General features: G+C 71.8%; 13 protein-coding genes and 1 pseudogene. 9 read left to right on the top strand and 5 right to left on the bottom strand.

The window, feature by feature from the left end:
• The first annotated feature begins 172 nt into the window (after window positions 1-172).
• Entirely contained in the window at window positions 173-2,908 is a 2,736-nt protein-coding gene (locus ACIOJE_RS12625; protein WP_400775628.1) for a PKD domain-containing protein, read from the top strand.
• A 222-nt stretch (window positions 2,909-3,130) separates the two neighbouring features.
• Here ACIOJE_RS12625 and ACIOJE_RS12620 read toward each other — a convergent pair whose 3' ends face one another.
• Window positions 3,131-3,682 (bottom strand): hypothetical protein, encoded by a 552-nt coding sequence (locus ACIOJE_RS12620; protein ID WP_280677337.1) that lies wholly within the window; start codon window positions 3,680-3,682, stop codon window positions 3,131-3,133.
• Between the two features lie 319 nt (window positions 3,683-4,001).
• On the opposite strand from ACIOJE_RS12620, the gene ACIOJE_RS12615 reads away from it, so the two are divergent.
• The 3 genes from ACIOJE_RS12615 (at window position 4,002) to ACIOJE_RS12605 (ending at window position 6,156) form a co-directional block, all read left to right on the top strand.
• The gene (locus ACIOJE_RS12615; RefSeq protein ID WP_400775625.1) at window positions 4,002-5,090 is read left to right on the top strand and encodes a VWA domain-containing protein; all 1,089 of its coding nucleotides are present in this window, start codon (window positions 4,002-4,004) and stop codon (window positions 5,088-5,090) included.
• A 98-nt stretch (window positions 5,091-5,188) separates the two neighbouring features.
• Window positions 5,189-5,683 carry a MarR family winged helix-turn-helix transcriptional regulator gene (locus ACIOJE_RS12610; protein WP_400775622.1) on the top strand — a complete coding sequence of 165 codons (495 nt, stop codon included), beginning with the start codon at window positions 5,189-5,191 and terminating at the stop codon, window positions 5,681-5,683.
• Complete coding sequence (locus tag ACIOJE_RS12605; protein WP_400775619.1) at window positions 5,680-6,156, top strand: MarR family transcriptional regulator; 477 nt, start codon at window positions 5,680-5,682, stop codon at window positions 6,154-6,156. Before ACIOJE_RS12610 ends, ACIOJE_RS12605 begins: the two co-directional genes overlap by 4 nt.
• Before the next feature lie 237 nt (window positions 6,157-6,393).
• Here the strand turns inward: ACIOJE_RS12605 and ACIOJE_RS12600 are convergent, their stop codons facing one another.
• The 3 genes from ACIOJE_RS12600 to ACIOJE_RS12590 all read right to left on the bottom strand — a co-directional run bounded on the left by ACIOJE_RS12600 (window position 6,394) and on the right by ACIOJE_RS12590 (window position 9,523).
• Window positions 6,394-7,632, bottom strand: coding sequence for a glycosyltransferase 87 family protein (locus ACIOJE_RS12600; protein ID WP_400775616.1), 1,239 nt, complete (start codon window positions 7,630-7,632; stop codon window positions 6,394-6,396).
• A gap of 401 nt (window positions 7,633-8,033) precedes the next feature.
• A complete protein-coding gene (locus tag ACIOJE_RS12595) occupies window positions 8,034-9,011 on the bottom strand; it encodes a hypothetical protein (RefSeq protein WP_400775614.1) in 978 nt (325 codons plus the stop codon).
• The gene (locus ACIOJE_RS12590) at window positions 9,008-9,523 is read right to left on the bottom strand and encodes a SigE family RNA polymerase sigma factor (RefSeq protein ID WP_400775612.1); all 516 of its coding nucleotides are present in this window, start codon (window positions 9,521-9,523) and stop codon (window positions 9,008-9,010) included. Before ACIOJE_RS12590 ends, ACIOJE_RS12595 begins: the two co-directional genes overlap by 4 nt.
• 123 nt (window positions 9,524-9,646) lie before the next feature.
• On the opposite strand from ACIOJE_RS12590, the pseudogene ACIOJE_RS12585 reads away from it, so the two are divergent.
• The 5 genes and pseudogenes from ACIOJE_RS12585 to ACIOJE_RS12565 all read left to right on the top strand — a co-directional run.
• Window positions 9,647-10,066 (top strand): annotated as a pseudogene (locus ACIOJE_RS12585) (zinc ribbon domain-containing protein); the annotation flags it as partial.
• A 100-nt stretch (window positions 10,067-10,166) separates the two neighbouring features.
• Complete coding sequence (locus ACIOJE_RS12580) at window positions 10,167-10,985, top strand: maleylpyruvate isomerase family mycothiol-dependent enzyme (protein ID WP_400775609.1); 819 nt, start codon at window positions 10,167-10,169, stop codon at window positions 10,983-10,985.
• 346 nt (window positions 10,986-11,331) lie between these two features.
• On the top strand, window positions 11,332-12,381 hold the full coding sequence (locus ACIOJE_RS12575; RefSeq protein WP_400775606.1) for a hypothetical protein: 1,050 nt from the start codon (window positions 11,332-11,334) through the stop codon (window positions 12,379-12,381).
• Between the two features lie 426 nt (window positions 12,382-12,807).
• On the top strand, window positions 12,808-13,923 hold the full coding sequence (locus tag ACIOJE_RS12570) for a basic secretory protein-like protein (RefSeq protein ID WP_400775603.1): 1,116 nt from the start codon (window positions 12,808-12,810) through the stop codon (window positions 13,921-13,923).
• A 259-nt stretch (window positions 13,924-14,182) separates the two neighbouring features.
• Window positions 14,183-15,112: a CAP domain-containing protein gene (locus tag ACIOJE_RS12565; RefSeq protein WP_280677315.1), complete on the top strand. Its 930-nt coding sequence runs from the start codon at window positions 14,183-14,185 to the stop codon at window positions 15,110-15,112.
• A 407-nt stretch (window positions 15,113-15,519) separates the two neighbouring features.
• On the opposite strand, the gene ACIOJE_RS12560 is transcribed toward ACIOJE_RS12565, so the two are convergent.
• On the bottom strand, window positions 15,520-17,688 hold the full coding sequence (locus ACIOJE_RS12560) for a glycoside hydrolase domain-containing protein (RefSeq protein ID WP_400775600.1): 2,169 nt from the start codon (window positions 17,686-17,688) through the stop codon (window positions 15,520-15,522).
• Window positions 17,689-17,974 lie beyond the last annotated feature (286 nt).

The following is a 17,974-nucleotide window of genomic DNA, read 5'->3' as shown; positions in this document are numbered from 1 at the left end:
GCCCGGCGCGATCCGATTTCAGACATCTTGGCAAAGGTGACGCAAAGAAAGTTTATATACATAATCACATCGGCTCCATCCTTCCGGCGGCCACACGGTCGCCGGATGCCTTCGGTGTGGGCCTCGAAACTTGCTACTCCAGGGGGACCGCCCAGTGCGCCCACGCCGCACCATGAGGCTGCTGACCGCAGGCCTCGTCACCGTTCTCGGCCTGCCCGCAGTCGCGGCCGCCGGTACGCCCGGTACGCCCGGTACGCTCCGGGTCGACAACACCGACCCGGCCAAGTGCTCGGACTCCGGCGGCCAGGGCACCCAGGCCCTGCCGTTCTGCACCATCGGCGCCGCGGCCGCGGTCGCCGGACCGGGCCAGACCGTCGAGGTGGCGGGCCGGCAGGAGTACCGGGGAGAGGTGGTGCTCACCCGCTCCGGGGAGCCGGGGCGCCCCATCACCTTCCGCGGCGTCAACGGGGGCGTCGGCGCCTGGATCGGCGGAGGACTCAAGCTCCTCGCGGTGCACGACGTGGTGGTCGAGTCGTTCTCCACCTTCCGGACCGAGGTCGCCGACTCCAGCCGGGTCACGGTCAAGAACCTGAGGGACGGCGACCTGCGGGTCACCGGGGCCGGCAGCAGCGACGTGACCCTGTCCGGCAACAACGCCCGGACGATCTCGGTGGAGGCCGGTGCCGCCGGCACCACGCTCGTGCGCAACGGCGCGAACGCGATCCGGGTCACCGACGCGCCCCGGACGACCGTCACCAACAACACGGTCACGGATGGCTGCACCGCCGGTATCGAGCTCGCCGGCAACTCCCCGCAGGCGAACCTCTTCAACAACCTGGTGCGGAACCACTTCAGCCCCGCCGCCCCGTACCAGTGCGGGAACACCGGCGGTCAGGGCGCCGAGATCGTGGTCTCGGCCGCCTCCGCCACGGGCACCCGGGCCGGCTACAACACCGTCGCCCCGTACTGGGGCAACTCCAGCAACGGCAACGCGTACTCCTGGGCCGGCACCGTGCACCAGACCCCGCAGGCACTGGCCGCCGCCACCGGCGACCAGGCCGGCGGCCACGACATCGTGGTCCAGAACTGGGCGGACGGCAGCGCCCACAACTCCGCGGTGACCGATTCCGCCGACGCCACCGCGCCGGGCTTCGTCCCGCCCGCGTTCCCGGCCGACGACCCCGACGTCGAGAACACCGGTACCGGCCTCGGGTACTACGACCGGGGCAAGGACGAGCGTCAGGAGAACGTCGGCCGGGTGTGGCTGCAGACCGATCCGGCGCGCGCGCCCTACGGCACCGAGGTCACTCTGACGGCGACCACCGAGCGCACGGTCCACTGGCCGACCTCGGTCATGAGGTACCGCTTCGACTTCGGCGACGGCAGCCCGACGGTCACCTCCGCCACCCCGAGCGTGCGCCACGCCTACGCCCGCGCCTGCGACTGCACGGCGACGGTGGGCGTGGAGACCGGCGACGGCAACGTGGTCAACAACTGGGGAACGCCCCTCAAGGTCACCACCCCCGGCCCGCTCAAGGCGTCGGCGACCGTCGGGGCGAACATCCCGGACCAGTGGGACACCTCCGACACCCCGCCGCTGGGTGTGCGGGTCGACCCGTCCGGGACATCCTCCCCCTGGGCCGTCGGCAAGGTCGTGGTGGACTACGGCGACGGCACCGTCGAGTCCAAGAACGGCCTGGACGTCTTCCTGCACGGCTACGCCTCGCCCGGTGACTACACGGTCAAGGTGACGGTCACCGACAGCACCGGTCGCACCGACACCGCCGCGTACCCCTTCCGCGCCGCGTACGCCCCGTCGCGCTTCCTGCGCATCGACCCGTACCGGCTGCTGGACACCCGCGACGACCCGGCCGTGATCCTGCGGGGCGGACAGGAGGGCGGCTTCACGATCCCGACCGGCGACGCGCCCGGCTCGAACGGTACGCCCGGCAGCATCTCCTCGGTCGTCCTCAACGTCACGGTCACCGAGGCCACCCAGGACAGCCATCTGATCGTCTGGCCCGCCGGGCAGGAGCGCCCGCAGACGTCGAACGTGAACGTGGCGGCCGGCCGGACCTCCACCAATCTGGTGACCGTGCCGATCGGCCAGGCTCACCGGATCAGCACCTACCTCAGTGCCGGCCAGGCCGAGGTGATCGTCGACGTGGTCGGCTTCTACCGGCCCAACGGTGGCTACCTGTTCACCCCGCTCGAGCCCTCGCGGCTGGTCGACACCCGTGACAGCCGCAAGCTCGGCGCCGGGGAGGTCCGCACGGTGAAGATCGCCGGCGTCGGCGCAGTCCCCGCCGACGTGGCCTCCGTCGTGCTCAACCTGACCAGCACCGGGACCAGCGCCGACACCCACCTCTCGGTCTACGCCGGCGACCGCCCCCGCCCGATCAGCTCGAACCTCAACCCCGAGCCCGGGAAGGACAAGTCCAACCAGCTCATCGTCCCGGTCGGCGCCGACGGCAGCGTGAACGTCTACAACCACGTCGGGTCCACCGACGTCATCCTGGACGTCTTCGGCTACTACGCCAACGACGGCAAGGGCAAGTTCACCCCGACCGTCCCGGTCCGGTTGACGGACACCCGGTCCAACCCGTTCGCGAAGCCCGGCCCGGACAGCACCACCGTCGTCTCCGGCATCCCCGCCGGATCCACCGCGGCCGTCCTCAACGTCACGGCCACCAACACCACCGCCGACAGCTACCTCACCGTCCACGCCGACGGCAGCCCGCGTCCGATCACCAGCAACCTGAACCTGCTGCGCGGCGCCACCGTCCCCAACCACGTCACCACGCCGGTCAGCGCCGACGGCAAGGTCGGCATCTACAACCACGTCGGCAGCACCGACATCATCGCCGACCTCTTCGGCTACTTCACCGACGCCTGGCCTGCCTCCTGAGGCTTGCTGCAGAAGTCGTGCTTCGCTCATGCACCGGCTGATGCCGGCCACGCCCGGAAAGGCGTGGCCGGCATCAGCGCGGGCCGGGTACGAGCGGATGCACGCCAGGGAAATCCGGGGCCAGCCCGGGAAAAACCGGTATCCGGGAATGGGAGGTCAGTGAAAAACGGCCGTCCCGAGCAGCCGGCCCGTCACACGATCGACGACGGCGGAGGGTCGGCGTCAGCGCTGGCGCTGGCGCACGGAGGTGAAGCCGCAGACGGGGGTGCACAGGGTGACGATGCCGCTGTACCGGTAGGTGGTCCGCCCCTTGGAGATGCTGTGCACGGTCAGTTTCTCCCGCAGGGTCGGCTGGTGACACCGCGGGCAGGAGGCGTCGACCGGCTTGCCCCAGGGCCGCTTCGGATCCAGCTTGGTGGCCGACACCGCCATCAGGACCACGGCGAGCGCGGCGCCGCCGAACCCGACCACCCGCCACACCTGGTGCGACGACTCCCGACGGTCGATCATCTCGTCGTACGAGTAGGTGCCTCCGCCGCCGTGGTTGGACCAGATCCGGCACTCGCTGTGCCGCGTCATGGTCCGGCCGTCACAGGTCGGCGCGGTGTTCGCGTCCGCCTTGCCGACCACCAGCGCCAGGAACAGGCCGATGGCGCCCAGGAACCCCAACACGACCAGCGCGGTGATCCGGCTCCGGCCGGTGTGCAGCCGATTGCGCTCCTTGACCGCCGTCTCGATCACCGCGTGCGTCATATTGCTGCCGTCGGCCGCCACCACATATCTCCTGCTTCTCGTGCCGGGAGCCGAATGCTCCCATCGACGAAGGGAGTTGACAAGAACTCGCCACCGCCGACGTGCGGTCCTGCCGGATTCGGACAGATGTGACCTCTCCCCGGGAGGCACCACTGGTCCCGGTCGGCCTGAGCAACACCTCACCGCGGGACCACCACCCCCGGATCGGCGGGCTGCCGCCCCGGCCGCCTGCGCCTTCGACAGGTCAGAAGGCACTGTCAGTGCCTCCTCGTAGTGTGTGAACAACGTTGGAGGGGGCGCCGGAAAGGCGTCGAAAGAGCGTTGGAAAAGGGTTGGAAGTATGTCTGCGAACAGGATCAACCACAAGGTCAACCACGTTTCGCTCGTGGTCGACAAGTCCGGCTCGATGCGCCAGCACGAGGCGCAACTTGTCCGCGTGGTGGACGAGTTCGTGAAGGGCCTGCAGGAGGAGTCCGACCGGCTCGGTCACGAGACCCGCATCAGCCTCTACGCTTTCGATCACGAGGTGCAGAACCTTGTCTGGGACATGGACGTCAAGCACCTGCCGTCCCTGAAGGGCCTTTACCGGGTCGACAACGGTGCGACGGCGCTGATCGAGGCGGCCGTGAAGTCCGTCGACGACCTGAAGAACATCTGGGAAGGGTACGGGGAGCACTCCTTCCTCCAGGTCGTCGTCACCGACGGCGAGGAGAACGCCTCCGGCTGCTCGCAGACCGGCCAGATGCACATCCGCATGGGTGGCCGGGGCACCGCCGTCCTGCGCACGTGGATGGACCGCATCCAGAGCGCCATGGACGACCTCCCCGACCACTGGACCTCGGCGATCCTGGTCCCGAACTCCCTGGCCAAGCGCACCGCCCAGGAGTACGGCTTCCCCGCGGGCAACATCGCGATCTGGGACGCGGACTCCAGCAAGGGCGTCGAGGAGGCCATCGGCACCGTCAAGACGGCCGCCACCAGCTTCCTGCGGGGCCGCGAACAGGGCGTGCGCGGCACCAGGAACCTGTTCGCCATGGGCCGGGACCTGAGCACCGCCGAGGTGAAGGCCAACCTCGACGCCCTGGACACCGGCAAGTACATCCTGGTCCCGGTCGACCAGCAGATGCCGATCCGCGACTTCGTCACCAGCGCCGGGCACCCCTACAAGACCGGCTGCGCCTTCTACGAGCTGTCCAAGCGCGAGAAGATCCAGGGCAACAAGCAGCTCGCCGTGGCCGAGAAGGACCCGGCCACCGGCCGGATGACGGGCAGGGTGTTCTCGGGCCCGGCGGCCCGCCAGCTCCTCGGCTTGCCGAAGTCGGAGGCCACGGTGAAGCCGGGCGACAACCCGTCGTACACCGTGTTCGTCCAATCGACCTCCGTCAACCGGAAGTTGGTGCCGGGCACCAAGCTGCTCGTCCTCCTGTAGCCGGGAGCTGCGGTCTTGTCGGCATCATCACGGCGTGCGCCGCCGCATCCTCTGGGAAATAGTAGCCATGGACATAGTAGCTATGTAATCTATTCGGCATGAGCAACGGTTCGCCGGGCCCCACGCCCGGTTTCCTGGTCTGGCGGCTCGCCAACAAGTGGCGCGTCGCGGTCGATCGGGCAGTGGCCCCGCTGGGCCTCACCCACGCGCAGTACTCACTGGTCGCGTCGCTGCACGGCATGCAGCGCGCCGGCGAGCGGCCCAGTCAGCGCCGACTCGCCGACCACACCGGTATGGAGGCGCTGTACGTCTCGAAGCTGGCGCGCGCCCTGGAGTCGGCCGGCCTGATCGAGCGCACCCGAGATCCCCGCGACCCTCGCGCCGTACAGCTCGGCCTCACCGAGCAGGGCCAGGCCGTCACGCGGCAGGCCGTCGTGGTGGTCCAGGAACTGCTCCAGCAAGTGCTGGAGCCACTCGGCGGCCTCGACGCCCCGCGCACGCGCGCCTTCACCGACGAGCTGACGACCTTGCTCGACGCGCCTCTCATTCCATCCGTACCGAACGACGAGAGCACCCGGGGGACAACACCATGACCACCACCGCATCTGCCACCACCACCGCACCTGCCACCACCGCACCCGTCGCCGACGCCCGCGCCCTCGGCCTGGCCCACTACGCCGCCCGCGGCGTCCTGGAGCACGTCCTGGCCCGGCACGCCATCACGTTCCAGCAGCAGGTCGTCCTGCGCGCCGCCGTCACCGCCGACGCCCCGCAGACGTCTGACGATCTCGTCACCCAGGTCCGGGGCTCCCTCAAGACCGGTCCGGACGACATCCGCGCCATGTTCGACGAGCTGCTGGCCAAGCAGCTGCTCGTCGCAGACGGCGCGCACCTTCGCCCCACGGACGCAGGGCGCGCGCTGATCGCCGCCGTCGGCACGGAGACCGGCCCCATCAGCGCCCGCATCTGGGGCGGGATACCCGCCGAGGACCTGGCCGCCGCCGGCCGCGTCCTCGCCCTGGTCACCGAGCGCGCCAACGCGGAGCTCGCGGAACTGACAGCCTGACCGCCCGCCCGCCGGACCGAGCCGATGGGGACGCCAGCACGCGGACCAGGCCGGGCCCGGCGTCGGGGCGGCCGCCGGCCCGGCCCGGTACGCGCGTCGGGCGGAGCCGGCCGTTGCGGTCGTGGACCGTCCGATCCACCGGACGGCCGCGCGCGGGGCGCGGGCGGTCGGCGGGCTCGCCCGGCACGTCCGCGACGGGGACGAGGGCGTGCCGGGCGAGGGTTGGCGGGCCGGCGCTCAGGTGGCGTCGGGGGCGCAGCGGGCCGACGGGGTCGGCAGTGGGAGCGGCGGCCTCGTGGTGCGCCCGACGGATCCGGACGGTGCAGGGGCGGTATCCCGGAACTCGCGGGCGGTGGCCCGGAGTACGGCGATCAGCGCCAGCAGCATCAGCACGCCGTGGGCCGGCATCGACAGGTACGGCGCCACGCCGGGCGCGATGAACTTGAGGTAGCTGCCGAAGGACGAGAGCTGGACCAGGACCGGCAGGTACCAGAGCTGCCGCGGCAGTTGGAAGGCGGCGAGCACACTGAGGATGTCCGCGATGTAGAAGTAGCGCTCGTGCATGGACGGCAGCAGGAACGGCACCGTGATCGCGAAGGCGGTGGCCAGCAGCAGGATCCTCGTTCCGGTGAGCCCCGTGCACGCGTTGCCCGCGGTGCGGTCCTCCGGTTGGGCCCGGCCCGTGCGCCGTACGGCCCGGACCGCCGGCCAGATCAGTGCCAGGACCAGCAGGCCCGCGACCAGGACGCCCGCCCGGCGCACCGGGTCCTCCTCTCCGTACGGCACCGAGACGAACTGGTAGACCGTCGGCGCGTTGAGCGTGAGGTCCCGGTAGGTCCCCGTCTGCCGCACGTACACCGTCAGCAGCTGCCAGGGGTCGGAACCGAGCAGGATTGCGGGGACGTCGAGTGCCAGGTACACGGCCGGGACGGCCAGCAGGCTCCGCCACGGTATCCGCCGGGCCAGGACGGCAACGAGCAGCAGCGGGAACAGGAAGACCGCCTGGAGCTTGAAGGCCAGGGCGATCCCGAAGAACGAGCAGGTCCACCAGGGACGGTCGCGCAGGAGATGGTAGACGCCTGCCACCAGGAAGGTGGTGAAGACCGCGTCGGACTGGGCCCACCAGCCGCTGTTGGTCACGACCGTGGGCAGGAACAGCACGACCACCGCTGCGGCGAGCGCCCGCCGGGGCCGGTGCGGCCACCGCAGCGCGACGATGCGGTAGGTGTAGTGGGCGAGCGCCAGGTCGAAGAGGATCGATAGGCACTTGACGCCCTCCATCGCCGGCACCGGCAGGTAGGTGAGCGCGGCCATGAGGTACAGGTAGGGGACGTTGTAGTCCGAGAAGTCGGCGTTGCCGAGGGCGTGGAAGCCGCCCTGCTCCGTGATGTACCGGTACCAGGGACCGAGGAAGCGGTACCAGTCCGGCGACTCGTACTCCAGCAGCAGGAACCGGACCAGGAGCGCGGACGCCACCGCCGTCACCGCGGCCAGGACCAGGACCGTCGAGTCGGCTCGGTCCGGAGGCGGTCCTTCGTTCCGGCGTGGTCCCTCAGCGGCTGTCTCGGACATCGGTCTCCCGTTCGGCTGGGCGGAAAGGTTCGCGCGGCGGGGCACGGCGCGGCGAGGCACGGCGGCGCGGGGCGGGGGTGCCGTGGTTCTTCGTGCCGAAGCTCCCGTGTGCCGCCAGGGCATGGCGGAGCGCGGCGGGGCGCCCGTCGCGCGTCGGGGCGCGGCGGGGCATGGCAAGGCAGGGCGGGGTGCCCGTCGCACGGCCCGCCTGTCGTGTTTTCGTTGTTCCTTGGGGCCGCCGGCCGCCGTACCCCTCACGGGTGGGCGTGGCGCCGGCCCCTCGCGTCAGCCCTTCGCGTCGGGCCTCAGCGGACCTCGGCCACCTGGGGGCCGTATTTCGCTTCGATCTGCGCCGCCGCGGTCTGCCACTGCGGCGTGTCGACCACCACTCCGGCGCCGTCGATGGCGACCGTCACCGCCTCGATCTCCACGCCCTTGGCCCGCCAGTCCTCCCTGTCCGCTCGGATCCGGGCGCCGAACGCCGACAGCTCGTCGCGCGAACTGGCCGCGACGGCGAACTGCAGCTTCACCGCCGGCCAGTCGGTCAACGTCGAGGCCGCTGCCGCGTCCAGGCCGCTGCCGGGGACCCGCATCACGTAGAGCGTGTTCGTGCTCGTGTCGCGGCAGGTGCCGAAGTAGTGGTCGCGGTAGCTCGCCATCGCCATGTACTCGATGGCCTGACCCGCCCGTTCCAGATCGGACTGCGCCGTCGTGGCGTACGACAGCGGCGACGGCGAGCCCGAGGACGTGGGCCAGGACGACGGGTCACCGGACGGCGGGTGATCGGTCGACGGGCCACTGGTCGACGGGCCACCGGAGGACGGCACCCCCGACGAGAAGAAGCCCGGCGAGGGGAAGCCCGGCGAGGGGAAGCCCGGCGACGGGGTACCGGACGGCGTGAGCCCACCCGGCGACGGGGAGTCCGACAGCACCTGCTTCCCGTGCTGGTGCAGGCCCAGCGTCCGCCAGCCCGTGGGCCCGTTCGCGCACTCCAGGATCACGGCGACCGAGCGCGTCGCTCCCGGCGTCGGGCTCACCAGACTCACGCCCGCACCGGCCGGGCCCGTCCGGGAGTCCCCGGAACCGCCGCCCAGCTGCGTCAGCGCCCCCGCCCCGACGGCCAGCACCGCCACCGCCGCCGCGCCCCGCACGGCCCTCTGCCGCCGCGCCCGCCGCCGCCCGGCCGCGTGCAGCTCGGCCAGCGGCGCGCTGCCACCGATCCATGCCGCACGTTCTGCGAGCCGGCCCGCCAGCTCTTCCTCGAATGCGGCCTCAGCGCTCACGGCCCCACCAACTCCCTCACCAGTTCCATTTCCTGCCGAAGCGCCTTGATCCCGCGCGCCAGGTGCGTCTTCGCCGTGGGCAGCGAACACCCCAGTTCCTCCGCCACCTGAGCGACCGGCAGATCCAGGTAGTAGCGCAGCACCACCGCCGCCCGCTGCCGCCGCGGCAGCCCGGCCAGCGCCGCCGCCAACTGGTCGTCCCACCCGCTCTCCTGGACCACCGGCCGGTCCGGCAGCACGGAGGTGAGCTCCTCCCGTCTGGTCCGGCGCCACCGCGAGACATGGGTGCGGACCATCGTCATGCGGACGTATCCCTCGGTCGCCCCCGCGTCCCGGATCACCGACCGCTTCGGGTACACCTGCACCAACGCGTCGTGCAGGAGGTCCCGGGCGTCGTGAACGTTCCCGGTGATCAAGTACGCCCCCCGCAGCAGGGTCTGGTACCGCGCCGCGACGAACTCGTCGAACGGGTCGGATCGGCAGCCCCCCGGGCGCATCGGTTCGCGCTTCATACTCCTTGGACGCACCACCGGCCGAAAACGGATGACAAGACTTCGCTATCAATTTCCGCAGGCCGGCGCCGCCGCGCCGGCGGCGTTCACCGTGAGGCACCGAGTCGGGGCCGGCCTGGCCTGCTCGCCAGGCAACGCCAGGACACCGCCCGCAAGTGGGCCAAAGCCGTCGTCCGGGACCACGACGCTCTTGCGGTGGAAGGCTTCCGGCCGAAGTTCCTCGCCAAGAGCCCGATGGCGGGGAAAGCCGCTGACGCCGCGATCGGAGCGACCAAACAGGCCCTGATCGAGATGGGCCGCAAACACGGACGAGACGTTCGTCTGGTCCACCCCGCACACACCACGATGGACTGCGCGCACTGCGATGCGAGAACCAAGCACGCACTGCCGCTGGGAATGCGCACCTACACCTGCACCACGTGCGGAGCCGTGTCCCCCAGGGACAAGAACTCCGCCTACGTGATGCTCAACCGGGCAGGTCTGAATCCGGCTGACGCTGATGGCAGAAGACCCACCGGGACGCCGTCCCGGAAGGCGGTCTGAGTCAGAAATCCACCCAGCTGAAGCCGGAATCCCCCGGCTTCAGCCGGGGAGCAGTCAAGGGTCTGGACAGCGGCGCGGGGGTCGGCCAGTCTTCACCACCATGACCCTCCCGCTCCCCGAGCCGTTCCCCGGTGTCGCGCGCACCGCGCTCTTCGAGGCGGTCACCGCGGTCGGGGACGAGGCCGTCACCCTGCTCGCCGGCTGCCGCGGTGGCACCCCGATACCCGGCGCCGAGTGGACGGTCGCCGAGGCCGCCGCCCACTTGGCGATGGCCAACGAGCTGATGGCCGCACTGGCCGCCGGCGAGGAACGGCCGTACGGGGACGGCACTCCGGGCTCGCTGGCCGCGGCGAACGCGGCCTCGCTGGCCGAGCGCCCGGAGCGGGACCCGGCCGTGCTCGCCGAGGAGATCGCCCGGCAGACACGGGAGTTCACGACGGCAGCCGCCGCGCGCGCCGGCACCGAGCCGGTGCTGACCCCGCTCGGCCCGATGGACCTGGACACCCTCGGCGCCTACCTGCTGACCCACATGCTGGGCCACCTCTACGACATCGCCCTCGCTCTCGGGCGCCCGCATCCGATTGACCGGCACCGCGTCGAGCTGGCGATGCCCTTCGTGCGGACGGCGATGCCGTGGGTGCTGGACGCGCGCGCCGCGGCCGGTCACAACGCCTGCTACCGGCTGCGGATCCGCGGCCTGGGCGCCTTCGCGGTGACCTTCACGGACGGCGCCGCCGTGGTGAGCCAGGAGCCGCCGCGCCGCCCGGACTGCACGATCCTCACCGAGCCGGTGGTGTTCCTCCTCATCGCGCTGGGCCGCTACACCGCCACCGGCGCCCTCGCCCGGGGCAAGGTGCTCGCCTGGGGCCGCAGGCCGTGGCTGGCCCCGGGCTTCCCCAGGCTGTTCGCGGCCCCCTGACCACGGCCGTCCCGCCGCCACCCGTTCCGCCGCTCCCGTCCCGGCGCCCCCGTCCCGGCGCCCCCGTCCCGGCGCGGCAGGCCCGGCGACATCGAATCGGAATGCCTTCCGCACCGCCTGCTCCGGCGGACCGCCCAGGCGTCGGGGCGGTTGCCGGGCACCTGTATGTTGATCACTCGCCGACCCTGTCGGTGCCCCGTCCCAGGGTGTTGACGCGCGGGTCCGGCCTGGGCGGGTGACCGCTTCGCGGAAAACCGGGTCGCTGTCGCCGGGGGCCGGGAGAGCCTTCGGTGTCGAGGCTGAACAGCCAGTCGCTCATCATCTCAACGTGCTTGAAGGATTTCGTATGACCGTCCCCGCCCCGCCCGACAGCCCGCAGTCCGCCGAGGGGGCAACCGACACCGACTCGTGGGCACCGCCGAGCCCGGCTCAGGCCGAGGCCACGGTCCCCGCCGCACCCCTTGCCCCCGCCGCACCCCTTGCCCCCGCCGCACCCCCTGCCCTTGCCGTGGCCCCCGGTGCGGGCCCGGGTGTGCCGCTCTACTGGCCGCCGTATCCGATGCCGGCGCCACAGCCTCGCAACGGCCTGGGCATCGCGGCCATGGTGCTCGGGATCGTCGGTGCGGTCCTCAGCCTGGCCGTCATCCTGTTCTGGCTGTCCTGGCTGCCGGCCCTGCTTGCCGTGGTCTTCGGTGCCGTCGGCCTGGGCTACGTGCGCAAGGGCCTGGCGACCAACCGGGCGATGGCGCTCGCGGGCGTGATCCTGGGCATCACCGGACTGCTGGTCTCGGTCGGCGCCGGGGTGTTCGTCGTGACACGGGTGCAGGCGGTCAACGAGGAGCGGCGGGCGCAGGACGACGCCGCGCGCGCTCGCGCCGACGCCGCGATCAAGGCCGCCGAGGAGCGGGCGGCGAAGGAGAAGGAGCGGATCGAGGCCGAGCGGAAGAGGATCGAGGCCGAGCGGGAGAAGGCGGCCGCGGACGAGAAGGCCCGGCGCCTGTCGTTCGGCCAGTCCTACACGTACGGGGACGGGTTGAAGGTCACCATGGCCGAGCCGGAGCCGTACGTTCCGCGCGGAACCGTGGTCGAGGCCCCCAGGAACGCCAAGATCATCCAGGTGAAGATCACCGTCGTCAACACCGGATCCGGGGAACTCTCGCTCTACGGATCGGGGATGCCCTTCGTCAAGGACGCCAAGGGCAACCTCGTCTTCTCGCTGATCGACGGAAGCGGACGGTTGAAGGTCCTCGCCGGCTCGCTGGCTCCGGGCGAGGAGGCCACCGGTCTGTCCGCGTACGCCCTGCCGGCCGGCGCGGCCGACCCGTTCTCCGTCGAGTTCAACTACGGCTCCGGGCAGCTGCGCAAGAACGTCATCTGGTCCGGTTCTCCCAGCTGACCCGGGACCGTGCAGGGCGGCGCCGCCGGACGGGGCGCCGACCGACCTGCCCCGCGCCGCCCTCGGCGCGGGGCAGCCTCATGACGCTGCACACCGGTCGAAGTCCGCTGAGCCGCCCGCCGGTGTCCGCCGAGGCCCGGGCGTGGGCACGCCCGGGCCGGCTGCGCCTGTCGGCGGGCCGGCCGACCCGGCGCTCCGGACACCGTTCAGCGGGTCGTGGTGTCCAAGGCCAGGTCGCCGGCGGCGTTCCAGCGCCTTCTCGTCATCTCCCGGCCGTTCTCGTCCAGGACGACCGGCTCCGACATGTGGCCGTCGACGGTCCGTCAACGAACCCGTTGACGGACCGTCGACGCCGTGTACACCGCGGCCCGGTGGCATGACCGCAGGCCGGTTCCAGGGGGAGCCGCCCGAGAGGAGAGCCCCGAGATGATCACCCGTCGTACGGCCGCCGCCGTCGTCCTGTCCGCCGCGACCGTCGTGTCCGGGATGGCCTTCGGCGCCGGGACCGCCAGCGCGGCCGAGCCGCTGCCGTCCAGCGGCGCCGACTACCGCATCTCCAGCTACGCGGGCGGCGCCCTCCAGTGGGACAGCCGCAACCACGGCTCCAACGTGGTGGTCCGCGACTGGAACGAGTCCTCCGTCCAGCAGGTCTGGACGGTCAGGGACGAGGGCAACGGCACCTGGTCGGTCAAGGTGCCCGGCACCAACAACGCCGTCGACCGCGACCGGGCCAAGAACACCGTCGGTTCCTGGAACTACGTCGGCACGGACAACCAGAAGTGGCGGCTGGAGAACACCTCGGCGGGCAACGGCCGGGCCTGGCTGCTGCACAGCGTCTCGGACAACAACCTCTGCCTCACCCGCGGCGCGGACCTGAACGCCAAGGTGGCCGCCTGCAACGCCGGGGACCCGGCGCAGTCCTGGAACCTCGACCGCAACGGCGCCACCACCCCGCCGACCACCGGCCGCCCGACCATCGACCTCGACTACTCGCAGGCCCCGGACCTCGGTCCGTGGCTGGAGCAGCAGAAGAAGACCGTCGCGGACTACTACCCGACGATCTCCAACCTGATCACCAAGGGGGCCTTCGCCGCCCCCACCTACTTCAAGATCATCCTCGACCCGACGCTGACCACCAACCCCGCGTACACCACGGTGTCCCCCAACGGCGTCAAGGAGGTCCACGTCAACATCGGCTACACCCGGGGCAACAAGGGCGACACCGGCTTCCTGGTGCACGAGGCCGTGCACGTCGCGGTCTGGGACAACCCGACCTCCCGCCCGTGGTGGATGGGCGAGGGCCTGGCGGACTGGGTGCGCGACTACAACTTCCAGCCGGGCACCGGCGCCCAGCACTTCGGCCCGGACTCCAACTACGACAGCGGCTACCAGGCCACCGCCCGGTTCATCGACTACGTCTCGAAGACCTACAACAAGCCCGACCTGGCGCACCTGCTGAACACCACGAACTACACCGACCAGATCTGGGGCCAGCTCACCGGCAAGAGCGCCCAGCAGCTCTGGAACGAGATGCCCAAGTAGGACCGACCGGCACACCCCGCCCGACGGCCCGGCACCCACGAGGTACCGGGCCGCACGGCGTTGACGGCCGTCGATCCTCCGCGGACCCCCGCCCACCGCGCCGCCACCCGACGTCCGCGCCGTCCCCGGCGACGACTCCCGGCGGGTGACCAGGGCCTACTCCTCGGCACCCCGTTGATCGATCGTCAACACGGGCCTGGTGTCCTGCCCCAGTCCGCACTCGCATCCGCAGGCGGTCCACCGACAGCAGGAGAACCCCGTGTCCCACCCGTCCACCCGGACCCTCCGCACCCGTCCGAGCACCGGCACCCGCCGCCGCACCCGGCTGGCAGGCCTGGCGCTCGCCGTCTCCGCGATGTCCGCGGGCAGTATCACGCTGCTCGCGGCGCCGGCGAACGCCGCGCCCGCGGGCGTGGTCGAGCAGATGGTCACGATCCAGGACCACCAGAACCACAACTCGCTGGCCAGCGCCGACGGCGAGGGTTCCCGGATCGTCGCCCGCGGCTACCAGGACGCCTCCACCTCGTTCTGGATATCCAACAAGCCCGGCGGCCGGGTGGACTTCGCCCGCAACGTCAACGGCACCGAGCGCGTGCTGGAGATGGACACCAGGGACGGCCGGTCCACCCAGTTCACCCACTGGTGGGCGGGCGCCAACCAGCAGTGGACCCTGGAGCCCGCCGCCGACGGTGGCACCTACCTCCACAACGCCCTCGACAACCGTTGCCTGACCTACCACGGCCTCGACCGGGAGGCCACCGTCGAGAACTGCGACGGCAGCATGTCCCAGCGGTTCGACCTGGTCGGGTCGGGCACCGGCACGGGCCCGGTCACCTCCGTCGAGCAGCGCTTCCTCGACCGGCTCAACGCCGTGCGCGCCCAGAACGGCAAGCCGGCGGTGCGCCTCAACCAGACGCTCGCCCAGGCCGCCAAGTGCAACGCCGACCAGATGGACCAGCGCCGCGTCTCCGGCCACTTCTGCGACTCGGCGACCATCGCACGGGGCCTCGGCTACGCCTGGAGGGGATTCGGCGAGATCGCCTTCTACGGCCCCACCGACATCGACGCCGCCGTCGACGGCTGGATCAAGTCGCCGCTCCACCTGGGGATCATGCTCGACAACTACACCGAGGTCGGTCTGGCCCGCACGGGCGCGGCCTCCTGGAACGCGGACTTCGGCACCCGCTGACATCCACCAGGGCCACTCCACCGGGGCCGCTGCTCAGGCCCATGCCGCGCGGCCGACTCCGGCCCGGCCGGGCGGCGGCGGGTGCTGCCGGACCTGGTTCGGCGAGCACATCTCCCCGGGCGGGGTGGTCGTGCGGACGACCTGGCACGAGCCCGCGGGCGGGACCTGGGGCCGGCCGTGACCGCCACCCCCGGGTCGGGCGCCCGGTTCGAGCCCGGCACCACGGTCGTGCACCGCGACATCCACCACGGCAAGGTGTGGTCTGCATCCACCACGGCAAGGTGTGGTCCGCGCAGTGTCCATCCCTCCACACCCGGGACACCGTCAGCTGACGACGGACCGCCGACGCCCCCGCCTCCCGAAGAAGTGCCGGGGGCGGGGGCGCCGGGTGGTGGGGCGGGCCCGGGTCAGCTCCGGGTGACCACGAGCTGGCTGGAGCCGTCCGGCAGGCCGGCGATGGCCGCGCGCTGGGCCGGGAAGGTGCTCGAGCCGTACGGGCCCTGGACGGCGCCGAAGCCGGACCAGTTGCCGTTGCCGAAGCGGGTCTCGTGGTAGACGTTGCCGTCACCGCCGACCACCGCCACCTGGGACGAACCGTCCGGCAGACCGGCGATGCCGACCGTCCGCGCGGCCATGGTGGGCGTGCCGTTGCCGGGGAGCGCGGCGAAGCCGCTCCAACTGCCGTTGGCGAAGCGGGTCTGGTGGTAGACGTTGCCGTCGCCGCCGATGGCCAGCACCTGGGAGGAGCCGTCCGGCAGCCCCGTGATGGCCACCCGCCCGGCCGCCATCCGCGGGCTGTTCACACCGGGGAGCGCGGCGAAGCCGCTCCAACTGCCGTTGGCGAAGCGGGTCTGGTGGTAGACGTTGCCGTCGTTGCCGATCGCCAGGACCTGGGTGGATCCGTCGGGCAGGCCGGCGATGGCGACGTCCCCGGCCGCCATGGTCGGGGTGCCGATCCCGGGGAGCGCGGCGAAGCCGCTCCAACTGCCGTTGGCGAAGCGGGTCTGGTGGTAGACGTTGCCGTCGTTGCCGATCGCCAGCACCTGGGTGGATCCGTCGGGCAGGCCGGCGATGCCGGCCCGGCGGGCCGCCATGGTGGGCGTGCCGTTGCCGGGGAGCGCGGCGAAGCCGCTCCAACCGCCGTTCGCGGCGCGGACCCCGTGGTAGAGCTGGCCGTCCAGGCCGATGCCCAGCTCCTGCGAGGAACCTCCCGGCAGCCCGGTGATCGCGGCCTCCGAGCCGCGGAACACGCCCGCCCCGCCCGCCAGCGGGCTGAAGCCGGGCCAGTTGCCCGAGCTCTGGCGCACGCCGAGGAAGAAGCCGGAGGACTGGGACGGCGGGGCGCTGGTGAGCTGGGTGTCGAGGTAGTCCTGGTCGATCCCGATCGTGAAGCCGCCCCAGGTCTCCGGGTCCTTCGGCGAGGCGTACTGGTGGACGCGCTGGTGGTTGGACCAGTAGCCGGCCGGTATCGCCGGGTCGTTGGTGTCCTCCTGGCCGTTCCAGTTGGCGCTGAAGACGGCGTCGGGCATGGTGTAGGCGCTGTTGCCGGCGTTGGCGGCCAGGTCCTTCATGCCGGACGAGGAACTGCTGTAGACGCCGGAGTTGTAGCCCCAGGCGTGCAGCTCGTTGGTCCAGGCGGTGAGGAAACCGAGCACCGCGCCCGAGTACTGCGGGGCGTAGTCCTCCATGTCGTAGTAGAGGATCGTGCCGGGGCCGAAGCCGAGGGCCTGGGCCTGGCTCACCGCGTCGTCGGCGGCGTTGGCACCCTCGGAGGCGGGGGAGACGATCTTCGAGGCCTGCACGCCGACGTACATCGGCATGAAGGCCCAGCCGCCGGCCTGCTGCTGCTGGACCCAGGAGGCCGTCAGGTTCGGCTGGGCGCAGGCCCGCTTGGCACCGCCGATGTAGATGCCGACCGCCCGGTACGGGGAGGAGGTCATCCACGCGTTCATCGCGGAGCCGGAGGGCGCCGTACAGGCGTCGAACCCCTTGCCGGTGTAGTTCGTCGCCGACGCGGGTACGAGCGCCGGCGCCGCGGCCACGGCCGGGTCGGACGGCGGGGCCGCGGCGATGGTGGACCGCGGTGCGAGGGCCGTCCGGGGTTCGGCGGGCGCCGGCGTCGGTTGGTGCGCCGGCGCGGGGGTGAGCCCGGCGCCGGTGATGATCCGCCGCACCAGCGGCTGGTCCGTGTCGTACGTCCCGGTCACCGCGACGACACCGTCGTTCGCCCGGAGCGTGTGCGCGACGGGGTTGGAGCCCTCCCGGTCCGGTGCGGCCGCCGCGGCGGGCTCGACCAGCAACGCCTCCGTGCGGCCGATCAACCGCGGCGGGCAGACCTGCTGTTCGCCCGGGCGCCCGAGGTACACCGCGTGCTGGTCGAAGCGGACACAGGCCTGCGGGTCCACGGCCAGATCCACCACCGGCCAGGCCGCGGGCACCTGGAAGACGCGGCCCTGGTACGTCACCGCCTTGGTGACCGGACTGCCGGCGGGCGCTGCTTCGGCGGAGCCGGCGGCGGCGGGCACCGCCATGAGCACGGCCGCCGCGACGGCCGAGGCGCTCCGGAGCGCTGTCATACGGGACTTCACCCAGATCTCTCCTGACATGGTGAAAGGCCGCGCGCCCGAGAAGTCGGCCGCGCGGCGTCGGCGGCGGCCACGATATCCACGCCCGCGACGGATGATCGACACAGGCCCCTCCCGTCCGCCCGACCGCCCGTCAGCCGTCGCTCCGAAGGCGCCCGTTCGCCGCGTACCGGGGCGGTCCGGCGGGTTGCGGCCCACCGGCCCGGCCCCGGGCACGCCGACGGACACGGATCGGCCGGTTCTCAGAGCCCGCCGCGCGTGAGACCGTCGGCAGCAG

Source organism: Kitasatospora sp. NPDC087861 (genome assembly GCF_044742585.1).
Taxonomy (GTDB): Bacteria; Actinomycetota; Actinomycetes; order Streptomycetales; family Streptomycetaceae; genus Kitasatospora.
Note: the sequence above shows the minus strand (reverse complement) of the source record. Positions and strands in the feature narration are given on the sequence as shown.